Consider the following 22,207-nt stretch of genomic DNA (forward strand, 5'->3'; position numbering starts at 1 on the left):
GTGCTGATTGCGGTTCTAACCGTGATCAGCACTCACGACGCTTCACCGGCGGCGGTACGCCATCCCCGCGGCGACCGCCCCCGCGACCGCGCCCGCGCCGATCACCGACGGGACGCCGATGCGGGCGGCCTTGCGGCCGGTGCGGAAGTCGCGGATCTCCCAGCCGCGGGCGCGGGCGACGTCGCGCAGGCCGCTGTCCGGGTTCACCGCGACCGCGGTCCCGACGACCGACAGCATCGGCACGTCGTTCTGCGAATCCGAATAAGCCGTGCAGCGCTTGAGGTTCAGGCCTTCGCGCGACGCGAGCGCGCGGACCGCGTGCGCCTTCGCGCGGCCGTGCAGCATGTCGCCGACCAAGCGTCCGGTGTAGACGCCGTCCTTGGTTTCCGCGACCGTGCCGAGCGCGCCGGTGAGGCCGAGGCGACGGGAGATGATCGCGGCGAGTTCGATCGGCGTCGCCGTGACGAGCCACACGCGCTGGCCCGCGTCGAGGTGCATCTGCGCGAGCGCGCGGGTGCCGGACCAGATTTTGTCCGCCATCAGCTCGTCGTAGATTTCCTCGCTCATCGTGGTGAGCTCCTCGACCGTGCGACCGGCCACAAAGGACAGCGCGCGCTCGCGGTGGGTCTTGATGTCGGCCTTGTTCTCGCGGCCGCCGATGCGGAATTTGACCTGGTCCCACACGAAACCGGCGAGGTCGGCGGAGGTGAAGAACTTGCGCGCGGCGAGGCCGCGGGCGAAGTAGAAGATCGACGCGCCCATCATCATCGTGTTGTCCACGTCGAAGAAGGCGCCCGCGGTGAGGTCCGGCGGCGCGGGCGGAACCGACGTCGCCAGCTGCGCCGAGGACGAGGCCGCCTCGGCCGACGCCTCGCCGGCGAGCGTGGCGAGCCGCTCGAGTTCCTGACTCTTATCCTTGCCACGCCAAGCTGACACGCACACCGCCTCCAGGTTCGGGCACGTCCCGGCGGACGACGCCGACCGGGTCCTGCAGCACAGGGTAGCGACCGCTCGACTCACCCGTTGGAGATGTGGCCCGTGCCTCGGATAGGGGTTGCCTGGTTCCCGTGATCATCGCTTGAGGGAGTGGCGAAAGTCGCGTCTTCGCGGGCCGAGGTGCCGCCGACGGGGCAGCCGGGCCGGAGGTGGAGAGCGCTGATCGGGGAGCGACGGTCGGCGGGGTGAGCAGAGTTCCGCCGCGCTGGGGGCAGCACCGTCGCGTGAGCCAATGTCGACCGGCGGGATCGAGCCGACCGGCGCGGGCAGGGTTCGGATGCGGTCGTCGGCCGGGGCTGGCGCGAGGGAGCGGCCGAAGTCGCGTCTTCGCGGGCCGAGAGGCCGCCGCCGACGCCCAGCGGACGCGGGATGGAGATGACCGGCAGGGATGCGGGCCGGGTCGAGCCCGGGGGTGGTGGCCGGCGGGGCTGGCACCGGGAAGGCGCGTCAGCCGATGACGATCGGCGGGAGTCCGGGCAGCAGCGGCGGGATCGAGACGACCGGCGGGGGCGCGGGGCGCGTCGGGATCCGGGGCGGCGTCGGGGCGGTGATGGGCGGCGACACGCTCGGCGGGGTCGCGGTGTGCGGGACCTCCGTCGAGGTCGGCGTCGGGGTCGGCTGGTTCTGGCTGCTCAGCGTCGGCGAGGACACCGAGCGCACCGGCAGCGGGGAGTCCGTCGGCGGGACGCTCGACCCAGGACCCGACGGCGGCGGGCTGCTCGGCGTCGAGCCGCCGGGCGACAGCGGTTGCTGCGTGCAAGCGCCGCGAGCCGGGAGGAGGCCCAGTTCGTCCGTGGTGCCGGTGGTGATCTGGTAGCAGCTCAGCCGCGAGCCCAGCGCGGACGTCCGCTGCTGTACCCGGTCGAGCAGGAGGCGCGCTTGCTGGAAATCCGAGAGGGCGGACTCCGGGACGTCGGCCTGTTCCGATTCCAGTTGCCGCGACTGGCTCTGCGCCCACGATTCCAGCGATGTCAGCCGCGTGCGGTTGCCGTTCGTGGTTGCCAGTTCGGTGAGTTCGGCCACGCCCGCGCGGACGTCGCTGCTGAAATCGTGCAGGGCGGTCTGGAACGCCGCCGGGCTGGCGTCGCTCATCCGGCCCAGTTCGGTGACGCGGTTCGAGGCGAACTTCAGGTGTTTCTCGGCCTTGGCTTCGTCGCCGAAGGTCAGGCCGAGCGACGTGACTTCGCCGGCTCGCTTCACGCTGTACAGCGCGTCTCCCGGCAGGGCGTCTCGCGAGAGCAGCAGCGTGAGCCCGCCCAAGCCCAGAATGAGCGCGATGCCCGCGGCGGCTAGGTCGGCCATTCGCGGACGCCAGCGTCGGCGGGGAAGAGGCTCGCCGATGCGGCCTTCGATTTCGGCGCGGATTCGCGCCCGGGTGGCTGGGTCGGGGTCGCCCGCTTGGCCCAGTTCGCGCAGGGCGCCGACGAGGGCCAGCTCCTCGGCGAACTCGTCCGGCCGCTGCCCGGGGGAAGCATTGATCGCGTCGTCGAACCGCTCGCTCTCGGTCCGACCACGCGAAAACCACCCGGGCACGCCCACGGTGCTGCTCCGTCTCCACCCAACGCCCGGCCCTGACCGCCGGTCTGCGTGAGAAACGATTAAGAAGCCGGAAAAGTTACGCCTGATCGTTGAACGATCAACGCAGGCCGGTGGGCAGCAGCTGCGCGAGCCGCCGGACCGCGCGGTGCTGCAGGGCCTTCACCGCGCCCTCGTTGCGGTCCATGATCTGGGCGGTCTCGGCGACCGAAAGGCCCTGCAGGAACCGCAGCACGATGCATTCGCGCTGGTCGTCGCCGAGTTCCGCGACACAGCGCAGCAGCTCGGCGCGGGTCGCGCCCGCGATCGCCTGCTGTTCGGGGCCGGCCTGCGCGACCGGACCGACCGGTCCGCCGGGCACGCCGCCCGGTTCGGCGACCTCGTCGGTGACGACCTCGAGCCGGAACCGGCTGGACTTCACGTGGTCGAGGATCAGGTTGCGGGCGATGGTGACGAACCACGCGCCGACGTCGCGGCCCTGGTAGCTCACCGACGTGATCCGGCGCAGCGCGCGCAGGAACGTCTCGCTGGTCACGTCTTCGGCCAGGTCGCGGTCGCCGAGGCGGAAGAGCGCGTAGCGGTACACGACGTCGACGTACCGGTCATAGAGCTGGCCGAACGCGGAGGAGTCGCCCGCCTGCGCGGCCCGCACCAGCTCCCACGCCTCGGCCTTGGCGACCTCGGCGGGATCCGGTTCGGCGTCCGCCTTGGGCAGCGGCACGGCGGCTGCGGCCGAGCCGAACACGCGGTCGGCGAACATCGCGACCGGCCCGCGGTGCGCGGGGGCGGACAGAGTGATCGGACGGGTCATCGAGCGGCACCTCCGGCTGTCCCTGGTGCTGCCGGGCAGGTTCCCGAGGGCGCGAAGGCGTGCCGCGGCGCGTGTCCCACTTCCTCGTGGACCGGCAGCTTCGGCACGACGACTCCCTTTTCTCGGGTCACCCGGTAGTGATCAACGCCACCCGGGGACGCAGTGCAGCATACGTGTTGTTACCGCGAAGTAGGTAGTGTCCCGGTCAGGCAGAGGTGCGACGATCGCGCGGCATCCCCATTACGGGTGACAAGATGACGAATCCGCAACGGAACGAGAGGGGTGGGGGTGGACCGGATCAGCACCGCCCACGGCGTCGCCGGCCTGCTCGCCGATGCGGCCAGCCGCTGGCCGGAGCGCACGGCGATCACCGAGACGGGCACGGGCACCACGCTGACCTGGCGACAGCTGGACGAAGCGGCGCACGCGCAAGCACGCAGCCTGGTCGCGTCCGGCGTCGCGCCGGGCGACCCGGTGGTGCTGCGGCTCCCGACGTCGGCTGACTTCGCGGTCGCCCTGTTCGCGGTGCTGCGCGCGGGTGGAATCGCCGTGCCGCTGTCGCCGCAGGCCCCCGCGCCCGAACTGGAGCGGCTCCTGGAGCACTGCGGCGCGAAACGCGTCGTGCAGCGCGACGACGCCGAGCTGCCCGACGGCATCGCCGGTCTGCCGCCGCGCAGCGACGAGCCGGGCGAACCGGTCGACCTCAATCGTTCCGGCGAGGACATCGCGGTCATTTCGTACACCTCCGGCACGACCGGCCCGCCGCGCGGAGTGCTGCTGTCGCACCGGGCGTTGCTCGCGAACCTCGATCAACTGTCCCAAGTGGACGGTGTGACCGACCACGACGACCGCGTGCTGGTGTCGATCCCGCTCTTCCACGTCTACGGCCTCGGCCCGGGGCTGCTCATGGCGACGGCGGTCGGGGCGACGCTCGTGCTGTCCGAACGCTTCGAAGCCCGGCGGACGCTCCAAGACTGCGCCGAACATCGCGTCACGGCGATCACCGGAGTGCCCGCGATGTACAACGAATTCGCCTCGCTCGACACCGAGGAACTGAGCCGCGGTCTGGCGACCGTGAAGCGGCTGACGTCCGGTGCCGCGCCGCTGCATCCGAAGGTGCTCGCGGCGATCCGCGAGGCCACCGGGCTTGAGGTGTACGAGGGCTACGGGCTCACCGAATGCGCGCCGGTGGTGACGTCCACGCTGGTCACCGGCTATCCGAAGCCCGGATCGGTCGGACGGCCGCTGCCCGGGATCGAGCTGCGGCTGGTGGACTCCGACGGGTCCGCCGACGACCTGCCGCTCGACCCGGAGGAGCCGGACGACGTCTTCGAGGCCGGCGGCAGCACCGGGCTGGTGTCGGTGCGCGGGGCGAACCTGTTCTCCGGGTACTGGCCGGACGGCGCGCACGGACCGGACGCCGAGGGCTGGTTCCGGACCGGCGACGTCGGCTATCTCGATTCCGACGGCGACCTGCACCTGGTCGACCGGGCGAACGACTTGATCATCGTCAACGGCTTCAACGTCTTCCCGCACGAGGTCGAGGAAGTGATCTCGCAGCTGCCCGGCGTGGCCGAGGCCGCGGTCGTCGGCGTGGTTGACGAGCGAAGCGGCGAAGCGGTGAAGGCGGTCGTGGTGCCTGCCGAAGGCGCGGCGTTGTCGGAGCAGCAGGTGGTGGACCAGTGCACGGCGCATCTCGCCGGGTACAAGGTGCCGCACACCGTCGAGTTCGCCGAGACGCTGCCGCATTCAGCGACCGGGAAGCTGCGGCGGCTGAAGCTGCGCTGACGTTTAGGCTGGTGCCGTGCACAAAGTGACCGTGATGAGCCGCGAAGGGTGCCACCTGTGCGAGGTGGCCGAGGCGGACGTCGCGCGGATCTGCGGTGAGCTGGGCGTGCCGTGGGAGACCGCGGACGTCGACAGCGACCCGGAATGGCAGGCCGAATACGGCGACCAGGTGCCGGTGATCCTGATCGACGGCGTCGAGCACGGGTACTGGCGCGTCGAGGAAGAACGGCTGCGCGCGGCACTGCGGTAAGCAACCCGTAAGCGCTTTCAACGGGCCCATCAGGGCAGGACCCGCCGAAGATGGTGGGGTGAGTGCGTTGAAAGAAGCTCCGCCGGCCGCCCGGCCGCGCCTGTCGCTGGGCATCGCGACGTTCATCGGCCTGGTCTCGCTGGCCGTCGCGCTGGGCGTGGGACATCTGGTCGCCGGATTCGTCGGGTACAACGCGTCGCCGTTCGTCGCGGTCGCGGACTTCGTGATCTCGCACAGCCCGCACGCCGTCGTGGTGTGGGCGGAGCAGACGATCGGGACCGCCGACAAGACCGTGCTCAAGATCGGTCTTGCCGTGGTGCTGCTGGGGTTCGCCGTGCTCGCCGGACAGCTTTCGCGCAGCCGTCCGTTGCCGGGGCAGCTGCTGGTGGTCGTGGTCGGCGCGTTCGGGATCTTCGCGGTGTTCGAGCGCACGGACGTCGGACAGCTCGCATTGCTGGCTCCGGTACTGGCGCTGGGCGCTTCGCTGCTGGTGTTCAGCTGGCTGCACAAACGCGCGCTGCCGGCGGAAACTGAACTGCGACAAGGACTTAGTCGTCGGCAGGTGTTGACGCGCGGCGCGGGAATCGCGGCTGGCGCGGGGGTGGCGGCGATCGTCGGCGAGGTCGTGTCGACCACCGGCAGCGCGGCTGGCTCGCGCGCTTCGATCGGGCCGCTGGTCGCTGCCCGGAAGGCCCCGCCGCTGCCGCCGGACGCGGATTTCCACAAGCTCGGCTCGCCGCCGTTCATCACGCCGAACGGGAGCTTCTACCGGATCGACACCGCGTTCGTCGTGCCGCAGGTGCGGGCCGAGGACTGGGCTTTGAAGATCCACGGCATGGTCGACCGCGAGGTGAGCTTCTCCTACGCGGATATCCGGAACCGTCCGCTGGTGGAACGGACCGTGACGCTCACCTGCGTCTCCAACGAGGTCGGCGGCGAGCTGATCTCCACCGCGAACTTCATCGGCGTGGACCTGGTCGACCTGCTGAACGCGGCGGGCGTGCGGCCGGGTGCGCAGCAGATGTACGCGACCAGCGTCGACGGGTTCACCTGCGGCACGCCGGCCAACGTCGCGCTGGACCCGGCGCGCGGCGCGATGCTCGCGATCGGCATGAACGGCGAGGCGCTGCCGGTCGAGCACGGGTTCCCGGCGCGGATCGTGATCCCCGGGTTGTACGGCTATGTCTCGGCGACGAAATGGGTCACCGACCTGGAGTTCACGACCTGGGACGCGCGGCAGGCGTACTGGCTGCAGCGCGGCTGGGCGGAGCAGGCCCCGATCAAGACCGAATCGCGGATCGACGCACCGGCCAACGGGACGTCGGTGCGCGCGGGCAAGGTCCGCGTGGCGGGGACGGCGTGGGCGCAGCACGTCGGGATCGCGAAGGTCGAGGTGCGGGTGGACCAGGGCGCGTGGCTTCCGGCGACGCTTTCGGCCGAGGTCAACAAGGACACGTGGCGGATGTGGTGGGCCGAGGTGCCGGTGCCGCCGGGCAGCCACACGGTGACGGTGCGGGCGACGGATCAGTCCGGCTACACGCAGACGGACCGGCCCGCGGACCCGGTTCCGGACGGGGCGACCGGCTGGCACACGGTGCCGTTCACCGCCGCCTGAACGAGCGACAACCCGTGGCTTCGCTACTCGCCCTTTCGCCGCTGGTGCGCGGGTTGCTGTCCGTGAGGGCCACCCTGAGGGAATCAGATTCCCTCAGGGTGGCCCTCACGTACGTTCGCCGCCGCTTAAGCGAGCGAGGTTGTGCTTCTGGTCATGCGGATGACCAGTGACTTTGTGCATGCGTTCACAAGTGGACTACCGTAGGAACCCGTCCCCGCGAGGACCGGCATCGAACCGGACGGAAGCCGTGGGGTCAAGGGTTGGTTTTCCACTGCCGGACTGGCAGGTGGGGGACAGCGCGGGCACGAAGCCGGATTGAGGAGAAGTCAGCGTGGTGACACAGCGGGGTGGGCGCAGCGGTGCCGAACCGCCGGCCACGCCTCCCCGCGACGAATCCGACGCCGCCGAAGCCGCCCCGCCGACCGCGCGCCGGACCGGCGGACGGCATGCCGCGGGCAGCCGCCGTCGCGCCACGGTGAGCGAGAACGGCTTGGCGCGCAACGGGAATTCGGCGGAAGCCGGTCACGAGAACGGTCACGTCGGGCACGATCAGGTCGCCGGTGGCGGAGAGCACGCCGCGGGCAACGGCCGCGCGAGCCAGGCGACCACCCGAGCCGCCGCAGTTGAAGCGAGCCGCGCCGAGTCCGGCAATGGCCGGGCGACCGCCCGAGCCGCCGCCGAAGCGAGCGCAGCGTCCGGCAATGGCCGCGCGAGCCGGGCGACCACCCGAACCGCCGCCGCCGAAGCGAGCGCCGCGTCCAGCAACGGCCGCGCCAGCCGCGCGACCACCCGAGCCGCCGGAACCCGGGCCGAACCCTCCGCCGAGGGCGAAGCCAAGCCCCGCACCCGCCGCGCCTCCCGAGCCTCCCGCCCCGCGCCGGACGCCGACAACGCGCCGACCGCCGAGATGCCCGCCGTCTCCGACACGGAAGACACCGCGGTCCGCGCGAAGCAGATCCCGGAGGCCGCCGTCGCCCGGCTGGCCGTCTACCTGCGGATCCTCTCCGGCTTGGCCGAACAGGGCGCGACCACAGTCTCCAGCGAAGAACTCTCCGCCGCGGCGGGCGTGAACTCCGCCAAACTCCGCAAAGACCTCTCCTACCTGGGCTCCTACGGCACCCGCGGCGTCGGCTACGAGGTGCAGGTGCTGGTCAGCCAGATCGAACGCATCCTCGGCCTCACCCGGCAGCACCGCGTCGCCGTGGTCGGGATCGGCAACCTCGGCCACGCGCTCGCCAACTACGGCGGTTTCCCCGGCCGCGGCTTCCCGGTCGAGGCGCTCTTCGACCTCGACCCCGATCTGATCGGCGTCCCCGTAGGGGGTCTCCCGGTCTCGCACATGGACGACATTCCGCGCGTTTGCTCCGAACGGGAGATTTCCGTGGGGATCATCGCCACACCTCCTACCGCCGCGCAGTCGGTGTGCGACAGGCTGGTGGCGGGCGGCGTCCAGTGCATCCTCAACTTCGCGCCGGTAGTGCTCCAGGTGCCGGCACACGTCGAGGTCCGCAAGGTCGACCTGGCTGTCGAACTGCAGATCCTCTCGTTCCACGTGGCCCGGCGCGCCGACAGCGCGGCGAGCGCGGGGTCCGCCGGGGAAAACCAGGGGAATACCGGGTTACCCGGAACCGGCGGGGCCGCCGACAATGGCAACGGCGGACGGAACGGCGCCGGTACGGACGGCGGTCTCGGAATGGTGGTGCGCTGAAATGAGCGTGTTGGCGGTCGGGCTCTCCCATCGCAGTGCGGATCTCGGCACGCTCGAGCGTGCGGCGATCCCCGCGGACGAGCTGACCAAGGTCCTGCACGACCTGCAGCAGGCGGAGCACATCAGCGAGGTCATGCTCGTCTCGACGTGCAACCGCATCGAGGTCTACGCCGTGGTCGAGACGTTCCACGGCGGCGTCAACGACGTCTCGGACGTGCTCTCCCGCAAGGCCGGGATGGAGCCCGCCGAGCTGTACGACAGCCTGTACGTGCACTACGCCGGCGCGGCCGTCGAGCACCTGTTCTCCGTCGCCTCGGGCCTCGACTCGATGGTGGTCGGCGAGACGCAGATCCTCGGCCAGGTCCGCTCCTCGTACGCGACCGCGCGCGACGCCGGCACCGTCGGCCGCACGCTGCACGAGCTGATCCAGACCACGCTGCGTGTCGGCAAGCGCGTGCACTCCGAGACCGGGCTCGACCAGCTCGGCGCGTCCGTCGTGTCCGAGGCGCTGGCCGCCGCGGGTGACATCGCGGGCAAGCACGCGCTGATCGTCGGGGCCGGTTCGATGGGCGCGCTCGCCGCGTCGCAGCTGCGCAAGGCCGGGATCGCCGAGATCACCGTGGCCAACCGCACCGAAGCCAACGCCGCCCGGCTGGCCGAGAAGGTCGTCGCGGAGGGCATTCCGGCCCGCTCGGTGCCGTTGACCGAACTCGCCGACGCGGTCGATCAGGCTGACCTCGTCGTGGCGTGCACCGGGGCGCAAGACGCGGTGTTCCTCGCCGGGCACGTGCCCGCGCGCGGGGGACGGCCGCTGGTCGTGTGCGACCTCGGCCTGCCCAAGGATGTCGACGTCGCGGTCGCCGAACTCGCCGACGTCACCGTGGTCGACCTGGAGACGATCCAGCGCCGCATGCGCGACGCGGGCGCCCCGACCACCGACCGGCAGACCGCCAAAGCCAACGGCATCGTGCTCGACGAGGTGCGCGAGTACCTCGCCGGACAGCGCAGTGCCGAAGTGACGCCCACGGTCACCGCGCTGCGCAGGCGCGCGGCCGAGGTGGTGGACGCGGAGCTGCTCCGCCTGGACAACCGGCTGCCGGAACTCGACAGCCAGGTTCGCGAAGAGGTCGGCCGCACGGTTCGCCGCGTGGTCGACAAGCTGCTGCACGCGCCGACGGTGCGGGTCAAGCAGCTGGCCGCCGAGACGGCCGACACCGACTACGCCAACGCGTTGCGGGAACTGTTCTGCCTCGACCCGCAGGCTCCTGCGGCCGTGGCGAGCCCGACAGCGCCGGAAACCGAGAAGAAGCGGTAAGTGACCAGAGTCATTCGCATCGGCACGCGGGGCAGCAAGCTCGCCCTCGCGCAGACCGGCATCGTCGCCGACACCATCCGCGCCACCGGGGCGGAGGTGGAGATCGTCACCGTCACCACGCCCGGCGACCTCTCCAGCGCCCCGATCTCGCAGATCGGGGTCGGCGTGTTCACCTCGGCTCTGCGGGAAGCGTTGCTGCGCAACGAGATCGACGTCGCCGTGCACTCGTACAAGGACCTGCCCACCGCGCCGGAGGACGGCCTCGTGCTGGCCGCGGTGCCGCCGCGCGAGGACCCGCGCGACGCGCTGATCGCCCGCGACGGCCTCACCCTCGGCGAGCTTCCGCCGGGCGCGAAGGTCGGCACCGGCGCGGCGCGGCGCATGGCTCAGCTGCGCGCGCTGGGTCTCGGTTTGGAAATCGTGCCGATCCGAGGCAATATCGATACCCGCATGCGCAAGGTCACCGACGGCGAGCTGGATGCCGTGGTGCTCGCGCGTGCCGGACTGGCCAGGGTCGGCCGGGTGGACGAGATCACCGAAACCCTCGACCCGATCCAGATGCTGCCCGCCCCCGCGCAGGGGGCGCTGGCGCTGGAGTGCCGGGCCGCCGACGTGGACATCGAGCACCTGCTCGCGTCCGCGGTGGACGACGAGAGCACGCGGGTCGCGGTGACGGCCGAACGGGCTCTGCTCGCCGCGCTCGAAGCCGGGTGCAGCGCGCCGGTGGGCGCGCTCGCCGAAATCGTCGAGGACCTCGACGACGAGGGCGCGGTGGTGGAACGCATCTCGCTGCGCGGCACGGCTGCCGTCGAAGGCGAGAACGGCGGCGTCGACATGGTTCGGGCTTCCGCGATCGCCGGGATCGGCGAGGCGGAGAAGCTCGGCCGGGAACTGGCCGCCGAACTGCTTGACCTGGGGGCCGGGGCGCTGCTCGGCCCCGCCCTGTGACGCCAGCCGTCACGCACCCGCACGACCTGCCCGACATCCGCGGCCGGAGCACCGGCCGCCCAAGAGGAGAAGAACACCAACGATGACCCCTGCTCGCAAGACCGCCGGGCGCGTCGCCTTCGTGGGCTCGGGCCCCGGGGACGCCGGGCTGCTCACCGTCCGCGCCCAGGAACTCCTGGCCAAGGCCGAGGTCGTGGTGACGGACCCGGACGTGCCCGCCAGCGTGCTCTCCTTCGCCGCCCCCGGCGCCGAGGTCCGCCCCGCCGTCGGCGAACCGTCCGACGTCGCCAAGGACCTGACCGCCGAGGCCAAGGCGGGCCGGCTCGCGCTGCGGCTGGTCTCCGGCGACCCGCTGACCAGCCCGGCCGTCGTGGCCGAGGTCCAGGCCGTCGCTCGCACCTCCGCCGTGTTCGACGTCATCCCGGGTGTCGCGCCGGGCACCGCGGTGCCGGCGTACGCGGGTGTCGCGCTCGGCGGCACCTACACCGAGGCGGACGTCCGCGGCGAGGTCGACTGGGGCGCGCTGGCCGCGGTCCCCGGCCCGATCGTGCTGCACGCGACGTCGGCGCACCTCGCCGAGGCGGCCAGCCAGCTCACCGAGAAGGGGCTGCCCGCCACCACCCCGGTCGCGGTCACCGCGAACGGCACCATCAACACCCAGCGCACGCTGGACACCACCCTCGCCTCGGTCGCGAACGACGCGGGTGAGCTGGTCGGCCCGCTCGTCGTGACCGTCGGACAGGCCGCCGGGCAGCGCTCGAAGCTGTCCTGGTGGGAGTCGCGCGCGCTGTACGGCTGGAAGGTCCTGGTGCCGCGCACCAAGGAGCAGGCCGGCGAGATGGCCGAGCGGCTTCGCGGCCACGGCGCGACCTCGCACGAGGTGCCGACCATTTCGGTCGAGCCGCCCCGCAGCCCGGCGCAGATGGAGCGTTCGGTCAAGGGCCTGGTCGACGGCCGGTACCAGTGGATCGTCTTCACCTCCACCAACGCGGTGCGCGCGGTGTGGGAGAAGTTCGAGGAGTTCGGCCTGGACGCGCGGGCGTTCTCCGGCGTGAAGATCGCCTGCGTCGGCGAATCGACCGCGGCGAAGGTGCGTTCCTTCGGCATCATCCCGGAGCTGGTCCCGACGGGCGAGCAGTCGTCCGAGGGCCTGCTGGCCGAGTTCCCGCCGTACGACGACGTGCTGGACCCGGTCAACCGCGTCCTGCTGCCGCGCGCGGACATCGCCACCGAGATCCTGTCGGCCGGCCTGGTCGAACGCGGCTGGGAAGTGGACGACGTCACGGCCTACCGGACCGTCCGGGCCGCGCCGCCGCCAGCCGAGACCCGCGAGATGATCAAGACCGGCGGGTTCGACGCGGTCTGCTTCACCTCGTCGTCGACCGTGCGGAACCTGGTGGGGATCGCCGGGAAGCCGCACACGCGCACGCTGGTCGCGTGCATCGGGCCGAAGACCGCCGAGACCGCGGTGGAATTCGGTCTGCGAGTGGACGTTCAGCCGGAGAAGGCCGACGTGCCGCATTTGGTGGACGCGCTTGCCGAGCACGCCGCGCGGCTTCGTGCGGAGGGCGCGTTGCCGCCGCCGCGGAAGGCCAAGCGCACCCGGCGCAGCTGAGGTTTTTGTCCGTGAAGGGCTCCTTGAGGGAATCAGATTCCCTCAAGGAGCCCTTCACGGCTTTCCGGGGAGGCGCGGGAGTACCTTGAATGTGTGTTCCCTGAGCAGCGACCCCGCAGGCTTCGTACTACTCCGGCTATGCGCAGGATGGTCAGTGAGACCACGTTGCGGCCACGGCAGTTGATCCTCCCGATGTTCGTCGGCGAAGGGCTCGACGCGCCGCGGCCGATCGCCAGCATGCCGGGCGTCGTTCAGCACACTCGCGACACTCTGCGGAAGGCCGCCGTCGACGCGGTCAACGCTGGGGTCGGCGGGCTGATGCTCTTCGGTATTCCGGAGAAGCGAGACCCGGAGGGCTCCGGCGCGGTCGACGAGAAGGGCATTCTCAACGTCGCGCTGCGGGATCTGCGCAGCGAACTCGGCGACTCCACCGTGCTGATGGCCGACACCTGCCTGGACGAGTTCACCGACCACGGGCACTGCGGCGTGCTCGACGCGGACGGCGTGGTCGACAATGACGCCACGCTGCGGCTGTACGCCGAGATGGGTGTCGCGCAGGCGGAAGCCGGGGCGCACGTGCTCGGGCCGAGCGGGATGATGGACGGGCAGGTCGGCGTGATTCGCCGGGCGCTCGACGAGGTCGGGCACAGCGAGACCGCGATCCTCGCCTATTCGATCAAGTACGCCAGCGCGTTCTACGGGCCCTTCCGCGAGGCCGTCGACTCGCAGCTCAAGGGCGACCGCAAGACCTACCAGCAGGACCTCGGCAACGCGCGCGAGGCGATGCGGGAGCTCGAACTCGACCTCGCCGAGGGCGCGGACATGGTCATGGTCAAGCCTGCTCTGTCCTATTTGGACATCATCAAGGCGGCGGCCGACATTTCGCCGGTTCCCGTTGCGGCGTACAACATCTCCGGCGAGTACGCGATGGTCGAGGCGGCCGCGGCGAACGGCTGGATCGAGCGCGAGCGCACCGTGCTCGAGGTGCTCACCTCCATCCGCCGCGCGGGTGCGGACGTCATCCTGACCTACTGGGCGGCCGAGGCCGCGGCTTGGCTTGACTGAGCCCGGGTAGGGTCTTTCGGGTGGCCGAGAAGGACGAGAACACCCCGAAGCCAGCCAGCGTGACCTCGGACGACCTTTCCGGGCTCACCGACGACGAGCGCCGCAAGCGCGGGCGCGCGCCGGATCCGGTGCTGCCGGGGGAGACCGCGCCGAAGGCCCAGCCGCCGACGCCGGTGCATGTCGCGTTCGTGCTCGCCATCGTGGCGGCGGTCATCGTCGTGGCCGGGCAGGTCGTGACCGTCCTGCTCAAGCAGCAGCTGGTCGACCGGGCGATCGAGCAGGTGCAGAAGGCCGGCCAGAAGGTCGACGTCGCGCAGGTGCAGTCCAACGCCAACACTCTCGTCTGGGCCATGCTGATCGGCGCGCTGTGCTTCGGTGCGCTGCTCGTGCTGTTCGCCTGGAAGGCCCGTGAGGGCACGCGGTCGGCACGCAGCATCGCGACCTTGCTGGCGGTGCTCGGCATCGTGTTCGAGCTCGGGGTGATCCGGAGCATCTTCGCGCTCGCCTCGTCGCTGGCGCTGGTCGTCATGCTGATCCTGCTGTACCTGCCCAAGGTCGCGGACTACTTCCCGAAGGTCGGCAAGAAGCTGTAATGGCGGCAAGGACGCTGTACTCCGAGCCCGGCGTCGGCTGGTCGGCGCTGGTCTGGGGCCCGCTGTTCGCGCTGCTGGGCGCGCTCGCCGAATTGGCCACCGGCGGGCCCACGCACGTCGTCGGCTGGGTGCTGATCGGTGTCGCGCTGGTCGCGTTGACGCTGCCGTGGGTTTACGCGCGGCGGCGGTTCCTTTCGCTCGAGGTCACCACCGAGGGGCTGCGGCAGGGGCGCGAGACGCTGGCCGCCGAACGGATCGCCTCGGTGCGCGACGTCGGCGCGCCGGTCGGGACGCGGGTTCTCGGCGGTGGCTGGTCGGTGCCGCGGAAGTACGACGAGTTGCCGGTGGAGCTGGACGACGGCACGGTGGTGCTCGCCTGGGCCCGCGACGTCGAAGCGCTGAAGACCGCGCTCGCCGAGCTGGCCGCGAAGAACCACCCGAATGCCGAGGAGCAGGCCGATGACTCCCGGAACTGAACCCCCACGAGGGACGCGGAACGACGGCGAACCTGAAAGGCTGGACCCCGTGATCGATCTGCCCCAGCCGACCGGAGCCGGGCTTTGGCCGCCGGAGGAAACGCAGCCGCAAGCGAAGCTCAACCAGCCGTGGCGCGCGTTCGTCGCGCTCGGCGAGGTCGTGGTGGCCGGATTGGTGCTGTGGGCGGCGTTCGCGCTGTGGCACGCCGGCGTCGTCACGGTCGTCACCACCGCGGGCGACGGCACGCGGTTGGCCTCGGAGCGGTACTTCGGCGGACATATCGCCGGGGCGCTCGGGCTCGGCACGCTGTCGGCGGTATTGGTGGTGGACGCGGTCCGGCAATTGCTGCTCGCGGTGCGTGCTCGGCATAAAAAGAAGAAGGACTGATTACACAGCTGGCCCACAGGGAACCAACAGCTAACTGCTAACCAGGCCCCGCAGTCTTGCGGCCATGACGCGGCTGCGCACACGAACCTGGGTGATCAACGGAGTCCTTGTCGTGCTGCTCGGCGGCGCGGCTTTCGGGATTTACCAGGCCTTTTCGCCGGCGAGTTCGACAGCGCAGGCACAAACCCGCACGACGCCGGTACGGCGCGCGAACGTTTCCCAGACCGTTTCGGCGGCGGGCACGATCGCGAGCACCTACAGCGGCGTCGCGAACTTCACGACGTCCGGCAAGGTCACGAGCATCGACGTGAAGGTCGGCGACGTCGTGAGCGCCGGGCAGAAGCTCGCCACGATCGACTCTTCCCAGGCCAGCAAACAACTTCAGGTCGCCAAGGCCAATCTCGCGGTCGCCGAGGACAACCTCACCGCGGCGCAGGACAACCCGCCGGCGAACCAGACCGCGACCCAGGCGCAGACCAGCACTGCCTCGCTGCAGGCCAAAGTGGATCAAGCGCAGCTGGACGTCGACAACGCGGAAACGGCGGTTAACGCGACGACGTTGACCGCGCCAGGCGCTGGGACGGTCACCGCGATCAACGGGACGGTCGGGCAGCAAACGGGCAGCGGAGGCAATTCCAGCAACAGTTCCGCGGGTGCGTCTTCGTCGAGTTCCAGTTCCGGCTCTGGTGGGCAATCCGGGCAGCAGTCGTCTTCAAGCAGCAGTAGCAGCACTGGTTTTATCGATATCACTGACATGGGAAACCTTGTCGTCAATACCTCGGTGGCAGAAATTGACGTGAGCAAGGTGAAAACCGGTCAGAAAGCCACGGTCACTTTAAACGCGACGCCGGATCAGCCGTTGCAAGCGACCGTTTCCAGCATCGACCTGACGCCGACTACGAGCAGCAATGTCGTCAGTTACGGTGCGAAGCTCGCGCTGACGAATCCGCCGTCGGGGTTGCGGCCCGGGCAGTCGGCGAGTGTCGTGATCACGGTCGCGGAAGCCGATGGCGTGCTGAGCGTTCCGGCTGCGGCGGTGCGGACCAGCGGGACGACGAACGCGGTCACGGTGGAGCAGAACGGGCAGCCGGTTACGCGGCAGGTCGAGGTCGGCGTGCGCGGCGAGTCCACTGTGGAGATCAAATCCGGGCTCAACGAGGGCGACAGCGTGGTGCTCACCGCTGCGTCGCCGACGACGTCGAGTGGGTCCAATGGTCAGCAGCGGGGCGGCACCGGCGGCCTCGGCGGATTCGGCGGCGGTCAGCAGGGCGGCTTCGGTGGCGGACGCCAGGGCAATGTCGGCGGGGGCCGGGGATGAAGCCGGTGATCGCGGTCTCCGGACTGCGCAAGACTTACGGCAGCGGGGAAACCGCGGTGCACGCGTTGCGCGGGGTCGATCTGCAGGTGTGGCCGGGCGAGTACGTGGCGATCATGGGCGCGTCCGGGTCCGGGAAATCGACGCTGCTGAACATGCTCGGCTGTCTCGACACGCCCACCTCGGGCCGGTATCTGCTGGACGGGTTCTCCGTCGCCGATCTCAACGAACGCCAGCTTGCCTTGCTGCGCAACCGAAAGATCGGCTTCATCTTCCAGTCCTTCAACCTCGTGCCGCGCACCAGCGCGTTGTCCAATGTGGAATTGCCGATGGTCTACAGCGGACTCAAGCGGGGCGAGCGGCGCCGCCGGGCGCTGGCCGCGCTGGAGATGGTCGGGCTGACTGACCGGGCCAAACATCTGCCGAACGAACTGTCCGGCGGACAGCAGCAACGCGTCGCGGTGGCACGGGCGCTCGTCGGCGGACCGGCGTTGCTGCTCGCCGACGAACCGACCGGAAACCTCGACCACGCAAGCACTGTCGACGTCCTCGGCGTCTTCGACCGGCTCAACGCGCTCGGCCGCACGGTCGTGGTGATCACGCACGAGGACGAGGTCGCGCGGCACGCACACCGCGTCGTCCGGGTCAGTGACGGACGGATCGTGTCGGACGAGGTCCGCGCCGGGGTGGTCGCGTGAACTTCGTCGAGATCATGCGGTTCGCGGTGCGCGGCCTCGCCTCGAACAAGCTGCGGTCGGTGTTGACCACGCTCGGCATCACCATCGGCGTCGCGTCGGTGATCTTGTTGGTAGCAGTGGGAAACGGCGCTTCGGCGGCGATCACCGCGAGCATCCAGGGCCTCGGCACCGACGTGGTCAACGTGTCGCCGCTTCGCGGTGGCGGGCAGTCCAGCCAGGTTCGGCCGCTCACCGTGCAGGACGCGCACGCGCTGGTCGACCCGGTGGGCGCGCCGGACGTGAAGGCGGCGGCTCCGGTGGTGAACACCAGCGCGACCGCGACGTACGGGCAGACTTCCTACGACGTGTCGAGCGTGGTCGGCACCGAACCCAGCTACTTCACCACCACGAACCGCCAGATCGCCGACGGCCAGCTGTTCAGCGCTGAGGACGTGACGCAGGCGCGCAAGGTCGTGGTGCTCGGGCCGACGACCGCGCAGTCGATCTTCGGCACCGCTGAACCGGTCGGCAAGAACGTGCTGATCAACAGCATCCAGTTCACCGTGATCGGCGTGCTGCAGACGAAAGGCAGCACCGGGCTGCAGAACGCCGACGACGTCGCGATCGCCCCGATCAGCGCGGTGCAGAACTCGCTCGCCGGCTACGGCGGCCTGAACCAGATCGCCGTGCAGGCGACGACCGCCGATTCGATCGGGCTCGCCCAGGCCGAGGTCACCGCGATTCTCGACGCCCGGCACGGCATCCAGGCCTCGGCGAATCCCGACTTCCAGATCCAGAACTCCGCGCAGCTGCTGCAGACCCGCACGTCGGCGATCCAGACGTTCACCGTGCTGCTCGGCGCGGTCGCGGCGATCTCGCTGCTGGTCGGCGGGATCGGCGTCACGAACATCATGCTCGTCACGGTCACCGAGCGGATCCGCGAAATCGGCATCCGCAAGGCGATCGGCGCGCCGCGTTCGGCGATCCTCGGCCAGTTCCTCGCCGAGGCGACCATGCTGAGCCTGTTCGGCGGACTGCTCGGCGTGCTGATCGGGGTGGTCGGCAGCCGGTTCAGCATCGCGGGCATCCAGCCGGTGGTGGTGCCGTCGTCGATCGCGCTCGCGTTCGCGGTTTCCGCACTGATCGGGCTTTTCTTCGGCAGTTTCCCGGCGAACCGGGCTTCGCGGCTGCGGCCGATCGACGCCCTCCGGCACGAGTAGGAGCGTCATGTCCGCGTCGACCACCCAGCCCATTCCGACCCCGCCGGAGGAGCCAGCCCGTCCGGAAGACCTCATCGCCGAACCCGCCGTCCAAGGCGATCTCACCGCCGAGTTGAAGCAGGTCGCGCGGCCGTTCGGCAAGCCGACGCTCGTGCTCGCCGGGTTGCTCGTGCTGGCACTGGCGTTCGCTGGTGGCGCGTGGACGCATGCGGCGTTCGGCCCGTCGAGCGGCTCTTCCAGCGCCCGAACGGCCGCCGGTCCAGGCACCGGCTCGGGTTCTGGGCAACAGGGGACAGGCTTCGGCGGACGCGCGGCAGGCGGTCGCGGGACGGTCGGCACCGTGGAGAAGGTCGACGGCAGCACGGTCACGCTGAAGACCGTGCAGGGCAGCGAGGTCACAGTGTCCACTTCGGACAGTACGACGGTCGGCGTGACTCAGCCGGGCAAGCTCAGCGACCTCAAGCCGGGCCAGACGGTGACCGTCCAGGGCCGCACCGGATCGGACGGTTCGGTGGCCGCGCAGGCGATCGTGGCGCAGCCGGGCCGTTAGGGAACGTCGTTGAGCGCGATGATCGCGACGTTCAGCGCGGTCGTGTAGAGCAGCCACGCCAGATACGGCAGGAGCAGCAACGCGGCGATGCGGGATCGGCGGTAGAAGAGCGCGATCGTCACGATCACGGTGAAATCGAGCAGCACGATGTCCACGCACGCGACCTGCGTGGAGCCGCCCGCGAAGAACAGCGAGATCCACATCAGGTTGAACAGCAGGCCGATGCCGTACGCGGCGAAGCCCTGGTTCTCGCCGTCAGTGCGCCAATAAACCCAGCCGGCGAAGGCGAGCACGACGTACAGGACCGTCCACACCGGACTGAACAGCGACGAGGGCGGGGCCCACTCCGGCAGCACGTACCGGTTGTAGGCGTCCGGCGCGGTCGTCGCGGCCAGCGCTCCCACCAGCGCGATGACGCCGACCAGCCCGAAGAACACCGCGAGCATCAGCCACGGGTTCCGGCGGTGTGTGGGCGCCGTCACGTCTCCTCCATGGCTCGCCCCGTCCATGCGCGCCCATCTTAAGAGCGAGTGGACCGGTGTGCCGGGTGGCAATCGGGTGGCAGCTTGGGCGCCGCCGACACCCGAACGGAGGATTTGCAAGACTGGGGCGGTGAGCACTGGCACCGAGCAGTCCAAAGCATGGTTCGCACGCGCCAAGGCAGCCGTTCCGGGCGGGGTGAACTCGCCGGTGCGCGCCTTCAACTCGGTCGGCGGCACGCCGCGGTTCATGGTCCGCGGCGAGGGCCCGTATCTGTGGGACGCCGACGGCAACCGCTACGTCGACCTCGTCTCCTCGTGGGGCCCGATGATCCTCGGGCACGCGCACCCGAAGGTGGTGGCCGCCGCCCGCGAGGCCGCGGAGCACGGGCTTTCCTTCGGCACACCGACCATCGGCGAGGTCGAACTGGCCGAGGAGATCATCGGCCGGGTCGGTCCGGTCGAGCAGGTCCGGCTGGTCAACTCCGGCACCGAAGCCACGATGAGCGCCATCCGGCTGGCTCGCGGGTTCACCGGCCGCGCCAAGATCGTGAAGTTCGCCGGCTGCTACCACGGCCACGTCGACGCGCTGCTCGCCGAAGCTGGTTCCGGGGTCGCGACGCTTGGCCTGCCGACCTCGCCGGGTGTCACCGGCGCGCAGGCTGCGGACACGATTGTCTTGCCGTACAACGATCTTGACGCGCTCCGGGAGTCCTTCGCGGAGAACGAGGGCCAGATCGCCGCGGTGATCACCGAAGCGGCTGCGGGCAACATGGGCGCGGTGCCGCCGGATCCCGGCTTCAACGCCGCACTGCGTGACCTCGCGCACGAAAACGGCGCGCTGCTGATCATGGACGAGGTGATGACCGGCTTCCGCGTCTCGCGCGCCGGCTGGTTCGGCCTCGAAGGCGTGGCCGGCGACCTCTACACCTTCGGCAAGGTGATGTCCGGCGGGCTGCCCGCAGCGGCGTTCGGCGGTCGCGCGGACATCATGGCGAAGCTCGCGCCCGGCGGTCCCGTCTATCAGGCAGGCACGCTGTCCGGTAACCCCGTCGCAGTCGCTGCCGGTCTCACCGCGCTGCGCGAAGCCGACGACGCTGTGTACGCGAAGCTCGATGCCAACGCGAAGCGGCTCGGCGGGCTTTTCGACAAGGCGCTCAGCGAAGCGGGCGTCACGCACACCGTGCAGTACGCGGGCAACCTCGTGAGCGTCTTCTTCACTGACAAGCCCGTACGCAACTACGCGGACGCGCAGGCCACTGAGACCTGGCGCTTCCCGGCCTTCTTCCACGCGCTGCTCGAAGCGGGCGTGTACCCGCCGCCGAGCGCGTACGAGGCGTGGTTCGTGAACGCCGCGATGGACGACGAAGCGTTCGCCGTCATCGAAGCCGCGTTGCCGGCAGCAGCGCGCGCGGCGGCTGAGGCGGTTAAGCCGTGACCACCGTCGTCCACATGCTGCGGCACGGCGAGGTCCACAACCCGGAGAAGATCCTCTACGGGCGGCTGCCGAACTTCCGGCTGTCGGAGCGCGGGCAGCGTCAGGCGCTCACTGTCGCCGAGGCGGTCGCTGGACACGACCTCGCGTACGTCGTCGCTTCGCCGCTTCAGCGCGCGCAGGAGACCGCGGCGCCGATCGCGGGCGCGCACCGTCTCGACATCGCTACGGACGAAGGTCTGATCGAAGCGGCGAACGTCTTCGAAGGCCAGCGCGTGGCAGTGGGCGACGGCGCGCTGCGGCAGCCGAAAGCGTGGCCGCACCTGGTGAATCCCTTTAAGCCGTCGTGGGGCGAGCCGTACGTCGAGATCGCCCACCGCATGCTCGGCGCGGTGCACCGTGCGCGCGTAAAGGCCGAAGGGCGCGAAGCGCTGTGTGTGTCGCACCAGCTGCCGATCTGGACGCTTCGCCGCTTCTTGGAAGCGAAGCGGCTGTGGCACGACCCACGGCAGCGGCAGTGCTCGCTCGCGTCGCTCACCAGCCTGGTCTTCGACGGCGAGGAGCTGCTGGAGATCGTCTACAGCGAGCCCGCGGGCACCACCGACCCCAAGGTGACCGGCGCATGAAACGGCGGCTGCTCGGGGTGTTGCTGGCCGCCGCGCTGGTCGTGACGGGCTGCTCGACCGGCAAAGACGCGGTCGTCTCGGGCGGCACCTTCACCTTCGTCTCGCCCGGCGGCAAGGTCGACATCACCTACCCGGTGAACGAGCGCCAAAAGGCCCCGACGCTGGCCGGCGACGACCTGATGCACGAGGGCAAACAGCTCTCGATCGAGGACTTCCCGGGCAAGCCGCTGGTGATCAACCTGTGGGGCCAGTGGTGCGGCCCGTGCCGCGCCGAAGCGCCAGAGCTGGAGACCGCGAGCAAGCAGATGGCCCCGCTCGGCGCCCAGGTCATCGGACTCGACGTCCGCGACCCGGCGCGCGACGTGGCACAGGACTTCGTGCGCGACCGCGGCCTGACGTACCCGTCGATCTGGGACCCGTCCGGACGCGTGCTGCTGCAGCTGGCCGGGTATCCGCGCAACATCATCCCGTCGACGCTGGTGCTGGACAAACAGCACCGGGTGGCCGCGGTGTTCCTGCGACAGGTGCTGGCTTCGGACCTGGTCCCGGTGGTGCAGCGGCTCAGCGCGGAGAAGTAGCCCCGCCCGCGGGCTCCGCTCCGCCTCTTCCCCTCCGCTTCCTCCGCCCGCCCCGCCCCGGCCCTCTCCGCCCCGGCTCGCCCAGTTCCGCCCCAATGCCACATTGGGTGCATGTGGCGCACCCAATGTGGCGTTGGGTGCATGTGGCGCACCCAATGTGGCGTTCGGTGCGTCTGACGCACCCAATGCCACATTGGGGCGGCACAGGACCGCAGGACCAAGG

22 protein-coding genes are annotated in these 22,207 nt (G+C 70.4%); 18 read left to right on the forward strand and 4 right to left on the reverse strand.

What is annotated here, in order from left to right; all coding sequences use genetic code 11:
• Positions 1-42: 42 nt before the first annotated feature.
• From ACWDNU_RS32985 to ACWDNU_RS32995, 3 genes are all read right to left on the reverse strand, one after another.
• Positions 43-951, reverse strand: a complete 909-nt coding sequence (locus ACWDNU_RS32985) for an HAD family hydrolase (protein ID WP_344288310.1) — start codon at positions 949-951, stop codon at positions 43-45.
• A gap of 492 nt (positions 952-1,443) precedes the next feature.
• Complete coding sequence (locus ACWDNU_RS32990; RefSeq protein ID WP_449671753.1) at positions 1,444-2,535, reverse strand: DUF5667 domain-containing protein; 1,092 nt, start codon at positions 2,533-2,535, stop codon at positions 1,444-1,446.
• Positions 2,536-2,632: 97 nt separating this feature from the next.
• Positions 2,633-3,343 (reverse strand): sigma-70 family RNA polymerase sigma factor, encoded by a 711-nt coding sequence (locus ACWDNU_RS32995; protein WP_370932324.1) that lies wholly within the window; start codon positions 3,341-3,343, stop codon positions 2,633-2,635.
• Between the two features lie 282 nt (positions 3,344-3,625).
• Between ACWDNU_RS32995 and ACWDNU_RS33000 the strand changes: the two genes are divergently transcribed.
• The 15 genes from ACWDNU_RS33000 to ACWDNU_RS33070 all read left to right on the forward strand — a co-directional run bounded on the left by ACWDNU_RS33000 (position 3,626) and on the right by ACWDNU_RS33070 (position 18,866).
• Positions 3,626-5,131 carry an AMP-binding protein gene (locus tag ACWDNU_RS33000; RefSeq protein WP_449671754.1) on the forward strand — a complete coding sequence of 502 codons (1,506 nt, stop codon included), beginning with the start codon at positions 3,626-3,628 and terminating at the stop codon, positions 5,129-5,131.
• Between the two features lie 34 nt (positions 5,132-5,165).
• The gene (locus ACWDNU_RS33005; RefSeq protein ID WP_037716398.1) at positions 5,166-5,381 is read left to right on the forward strand and encodes a glutaredoxin family protein; all 216 of its coding nucleotides are present in this window, start codon (positions 5,166-5,168) and stop codon (positions 5,379-5,381) included.
• A gap of 58 nt (positions 5,382-5,439) precedes the next feature.
• Complete coding sequence (locus ACWDNU_RS33010; RefSeq protein WP_449671755.1) at positions 5,440-6,996, forward strand: molybdopterin-dependent oxidoreductase; 1,557 nt, start codon at positions 5,440-5,442, stop codon at positions 6,994-6,996.
• 907 nt (positions 6,997-7,903) lie between these two features.
• Positions 7,904-8,704 (forward strand): redox-sensing transcriptional repressor Rex, encoded by an 801-nt coding sequence (locus ACWDNU_RS33015; protein WP_370940590.1) that lies wholly within the window; start codon positions 7,904-7,906, stop codon positions 8,702-8,704.
• A gap of 1 nt (position 8,705) precedes the next feature.
• Positions 8,706-10,019: a glutamyl-tRNA reductase gene (locus tag ACWDNU_RS33020; RefSeq protein WP_449671756.1), complete on the forward strand. Its 1,314-nt coding sequence runs from the start codon at positions 8,706-8,708 to the stop codon at positions 10,017-10,019.
• Positions 10,020-10,967: a hydroxymethylbilane synthase gene (gene hemC, locus ACWDNU_RS33025; RefSeq protein ID WP_037818841.1), complete on the forward strand. Its 948-nt coding sequence runs from the start codon at positions 10,020-10,022 to the stop codon at positions 10,965-10,967.
• Positions 10,968-11,049: 82 nt separating this feature from the next.
• Positions 11,050-12,582 (forward strand): uroporphyrinogen-III synthase, encoded by a 1,533-nt coding sequence (locus tag ACWDNU_RS33030; RefSeq protein WP_449671757.1) that lies wholly within the window; start codon positions 11,050-11,052, stop codon positions 12,580-12,582.
• 93 nt (positions 12,583-12,675) lie between these two features.
• Positions 12,676-13,647 (forward strand): porphobilinogen synthase, encoded by a 972-nt coding sequence (gene hemB / locus ACWDNU_RS33035; RefSeq protein ID WP_344288203.1) that lies wholly within the window; start codon positions 12,676-12,678, stop codon positions 13,645-13,647.
• Between the two features lie 20 nt (positions 13,648-13,667).
• The gene (locus ACWDNU_RS33040; RefSeq protein ID WP_449671758.1) at positions 13,668-14,240 is read left to right on the forward strand and encodes a hypothetical protein; all 573 of its coding nucleotides are present in this window, start codon (positions 13,668-13,670) and stop codon (positions 14,238-14,240) included.
• Positions 14,240-14,716, forward strand: a complete 477-nt coding sequence (locus ACWDNU_RS33045; RefSeq protein WP_449671759.1) for a hypothetical protein — start codon at positions 14,240-14,242, stop codon at positions 14,714-14,716. The genes ACWDNU_RS33040 and ACWDNU_RS33045 overlap by 1 nt, the downstream gene beginning before the upstream one ends.
• 49 nt (positions 14,717-14,765) lie before the next feature.
• Positions 14,766-15,104: a hypothetical protein gene (locus tag ACWDNU_RS33050; protein ID WP_449671760.1), complete on the forward strand. Its 339-nt coding sequence runs from the start codon at positions 14,766-14,768 to the stop codon at positions 15,102-15,104.
• 64 nt (positions 15,105-15,168) lie between these two features.
• Entirely contained in the window at positions 15,169-16,422 is a 1,254-nt protein-coding gene (locus ACWDNU_RS33055) for an efflux RND transporter periplasmic adaptor subunit (protein ID WP_449671761.1), read from the forward strand.
• Entirely contained in the window at positions 16,419-17,117 is a 699-nt protein-coding gene (locus ACWDNU_RS33060) for an ABC transporter ATP-binding protein (RefSeq protein WP_370932317.1), read from the forward strand. Before ACWDNU_RS33055 ends, ACWDNU_RS33060 begins: the two co-directional genes overlap by 4 nt.
• Entirely contained in the window at positions 17,114-18,316 is a 1,203-nt protein-coding gene (locus ACWDNU_RS33065; protein WP_344288211.1) for an ABC transporter permease, read from the forward strand. Before ACWDNU_RS33060 ends, ACWDNU_RS33065 begins: the two co-directional genes overlap by 4 nt.
• A 7-nt stretch (positions 18,317-18,323) precedes the next feature.
• Entirely contained in the window at positions 18,324-18,866 is a 543-nt protein-coding gene (locus ACWDNU_RS33070; RefSeq protein ID WP_449671762.1) for a DUF5666 domain-containing protein, read from the forward strand.
• Here the strand turns inward: ACWDNU_RS33070 and ACWDNU_RS33075 are convergent.
• Positions 18,863-19,348, reverse strand: coding sequence for a TspO/MBR family protein (locus ACWDNU_RS33075; protein ID WP_370932315.1), 486 nt, complete (start codon positions 19,346-19,348; stop codon positions 18,863-18,865). The genes ACWDNU_RS33070 and ACWDNU_RS33075 overlap by 4 nt on opposite strands.
• A 130-nt stretch (positions 19,349-19,478) precedes the next feature.
• On the opposite strand from ACWDNU_RS33075, the gene hemL reads away from it, so the two are divergent.
• From hemL to ACWDNU_RS33090, 3 genes are read left to right on the forward strand one after another with little or no spacing between them, the layout of a single operon-like run.
• Entirely contained in the window at positions 19,479-20,783 is a 1,305-nt protein-coding gene (gene hemL / locus ACWDNU_RS33080) for a glutamate-1-semialdehyde 2,1-aminomutase (protein ID WP_449671763.1), read from the forward strand.
• Positions 20,780-21,406, forward strand: coding sequence for a histidine phosphatase family protein (locus tag ACWDNU_RS33085; RefSeq protein WP_009071997.1), 627 nt, complete (start codon positions 20,780-20,782; stop codon positions 21,404-21,406). Before hemL ends, ACWDNU_RS33085 begins: the two co-directional genes overlap by 4 nt.
• Positions 21,403-21,984 (forward strand): TlpA family protein disulfide reductase, encoded by a 582-nt coding sequence (locus ACWDNU_RS33090; protein ID WP_370932313.1) that lies wholly within the window; start codon positions 21,403-21,405, stop codon positions 21,982-21,984. Before ACWDNU_RS33085 ends, ACWDNU_RS33090 begins: the two co-directional genes overlap by 4 nt.
• Positions 21,985-22,207 lie beyond the last annotated feature (223 nt).

It is taken from the genome of Amycolatopsis sp. NPDC003676 (assembly GCF_053587275.1).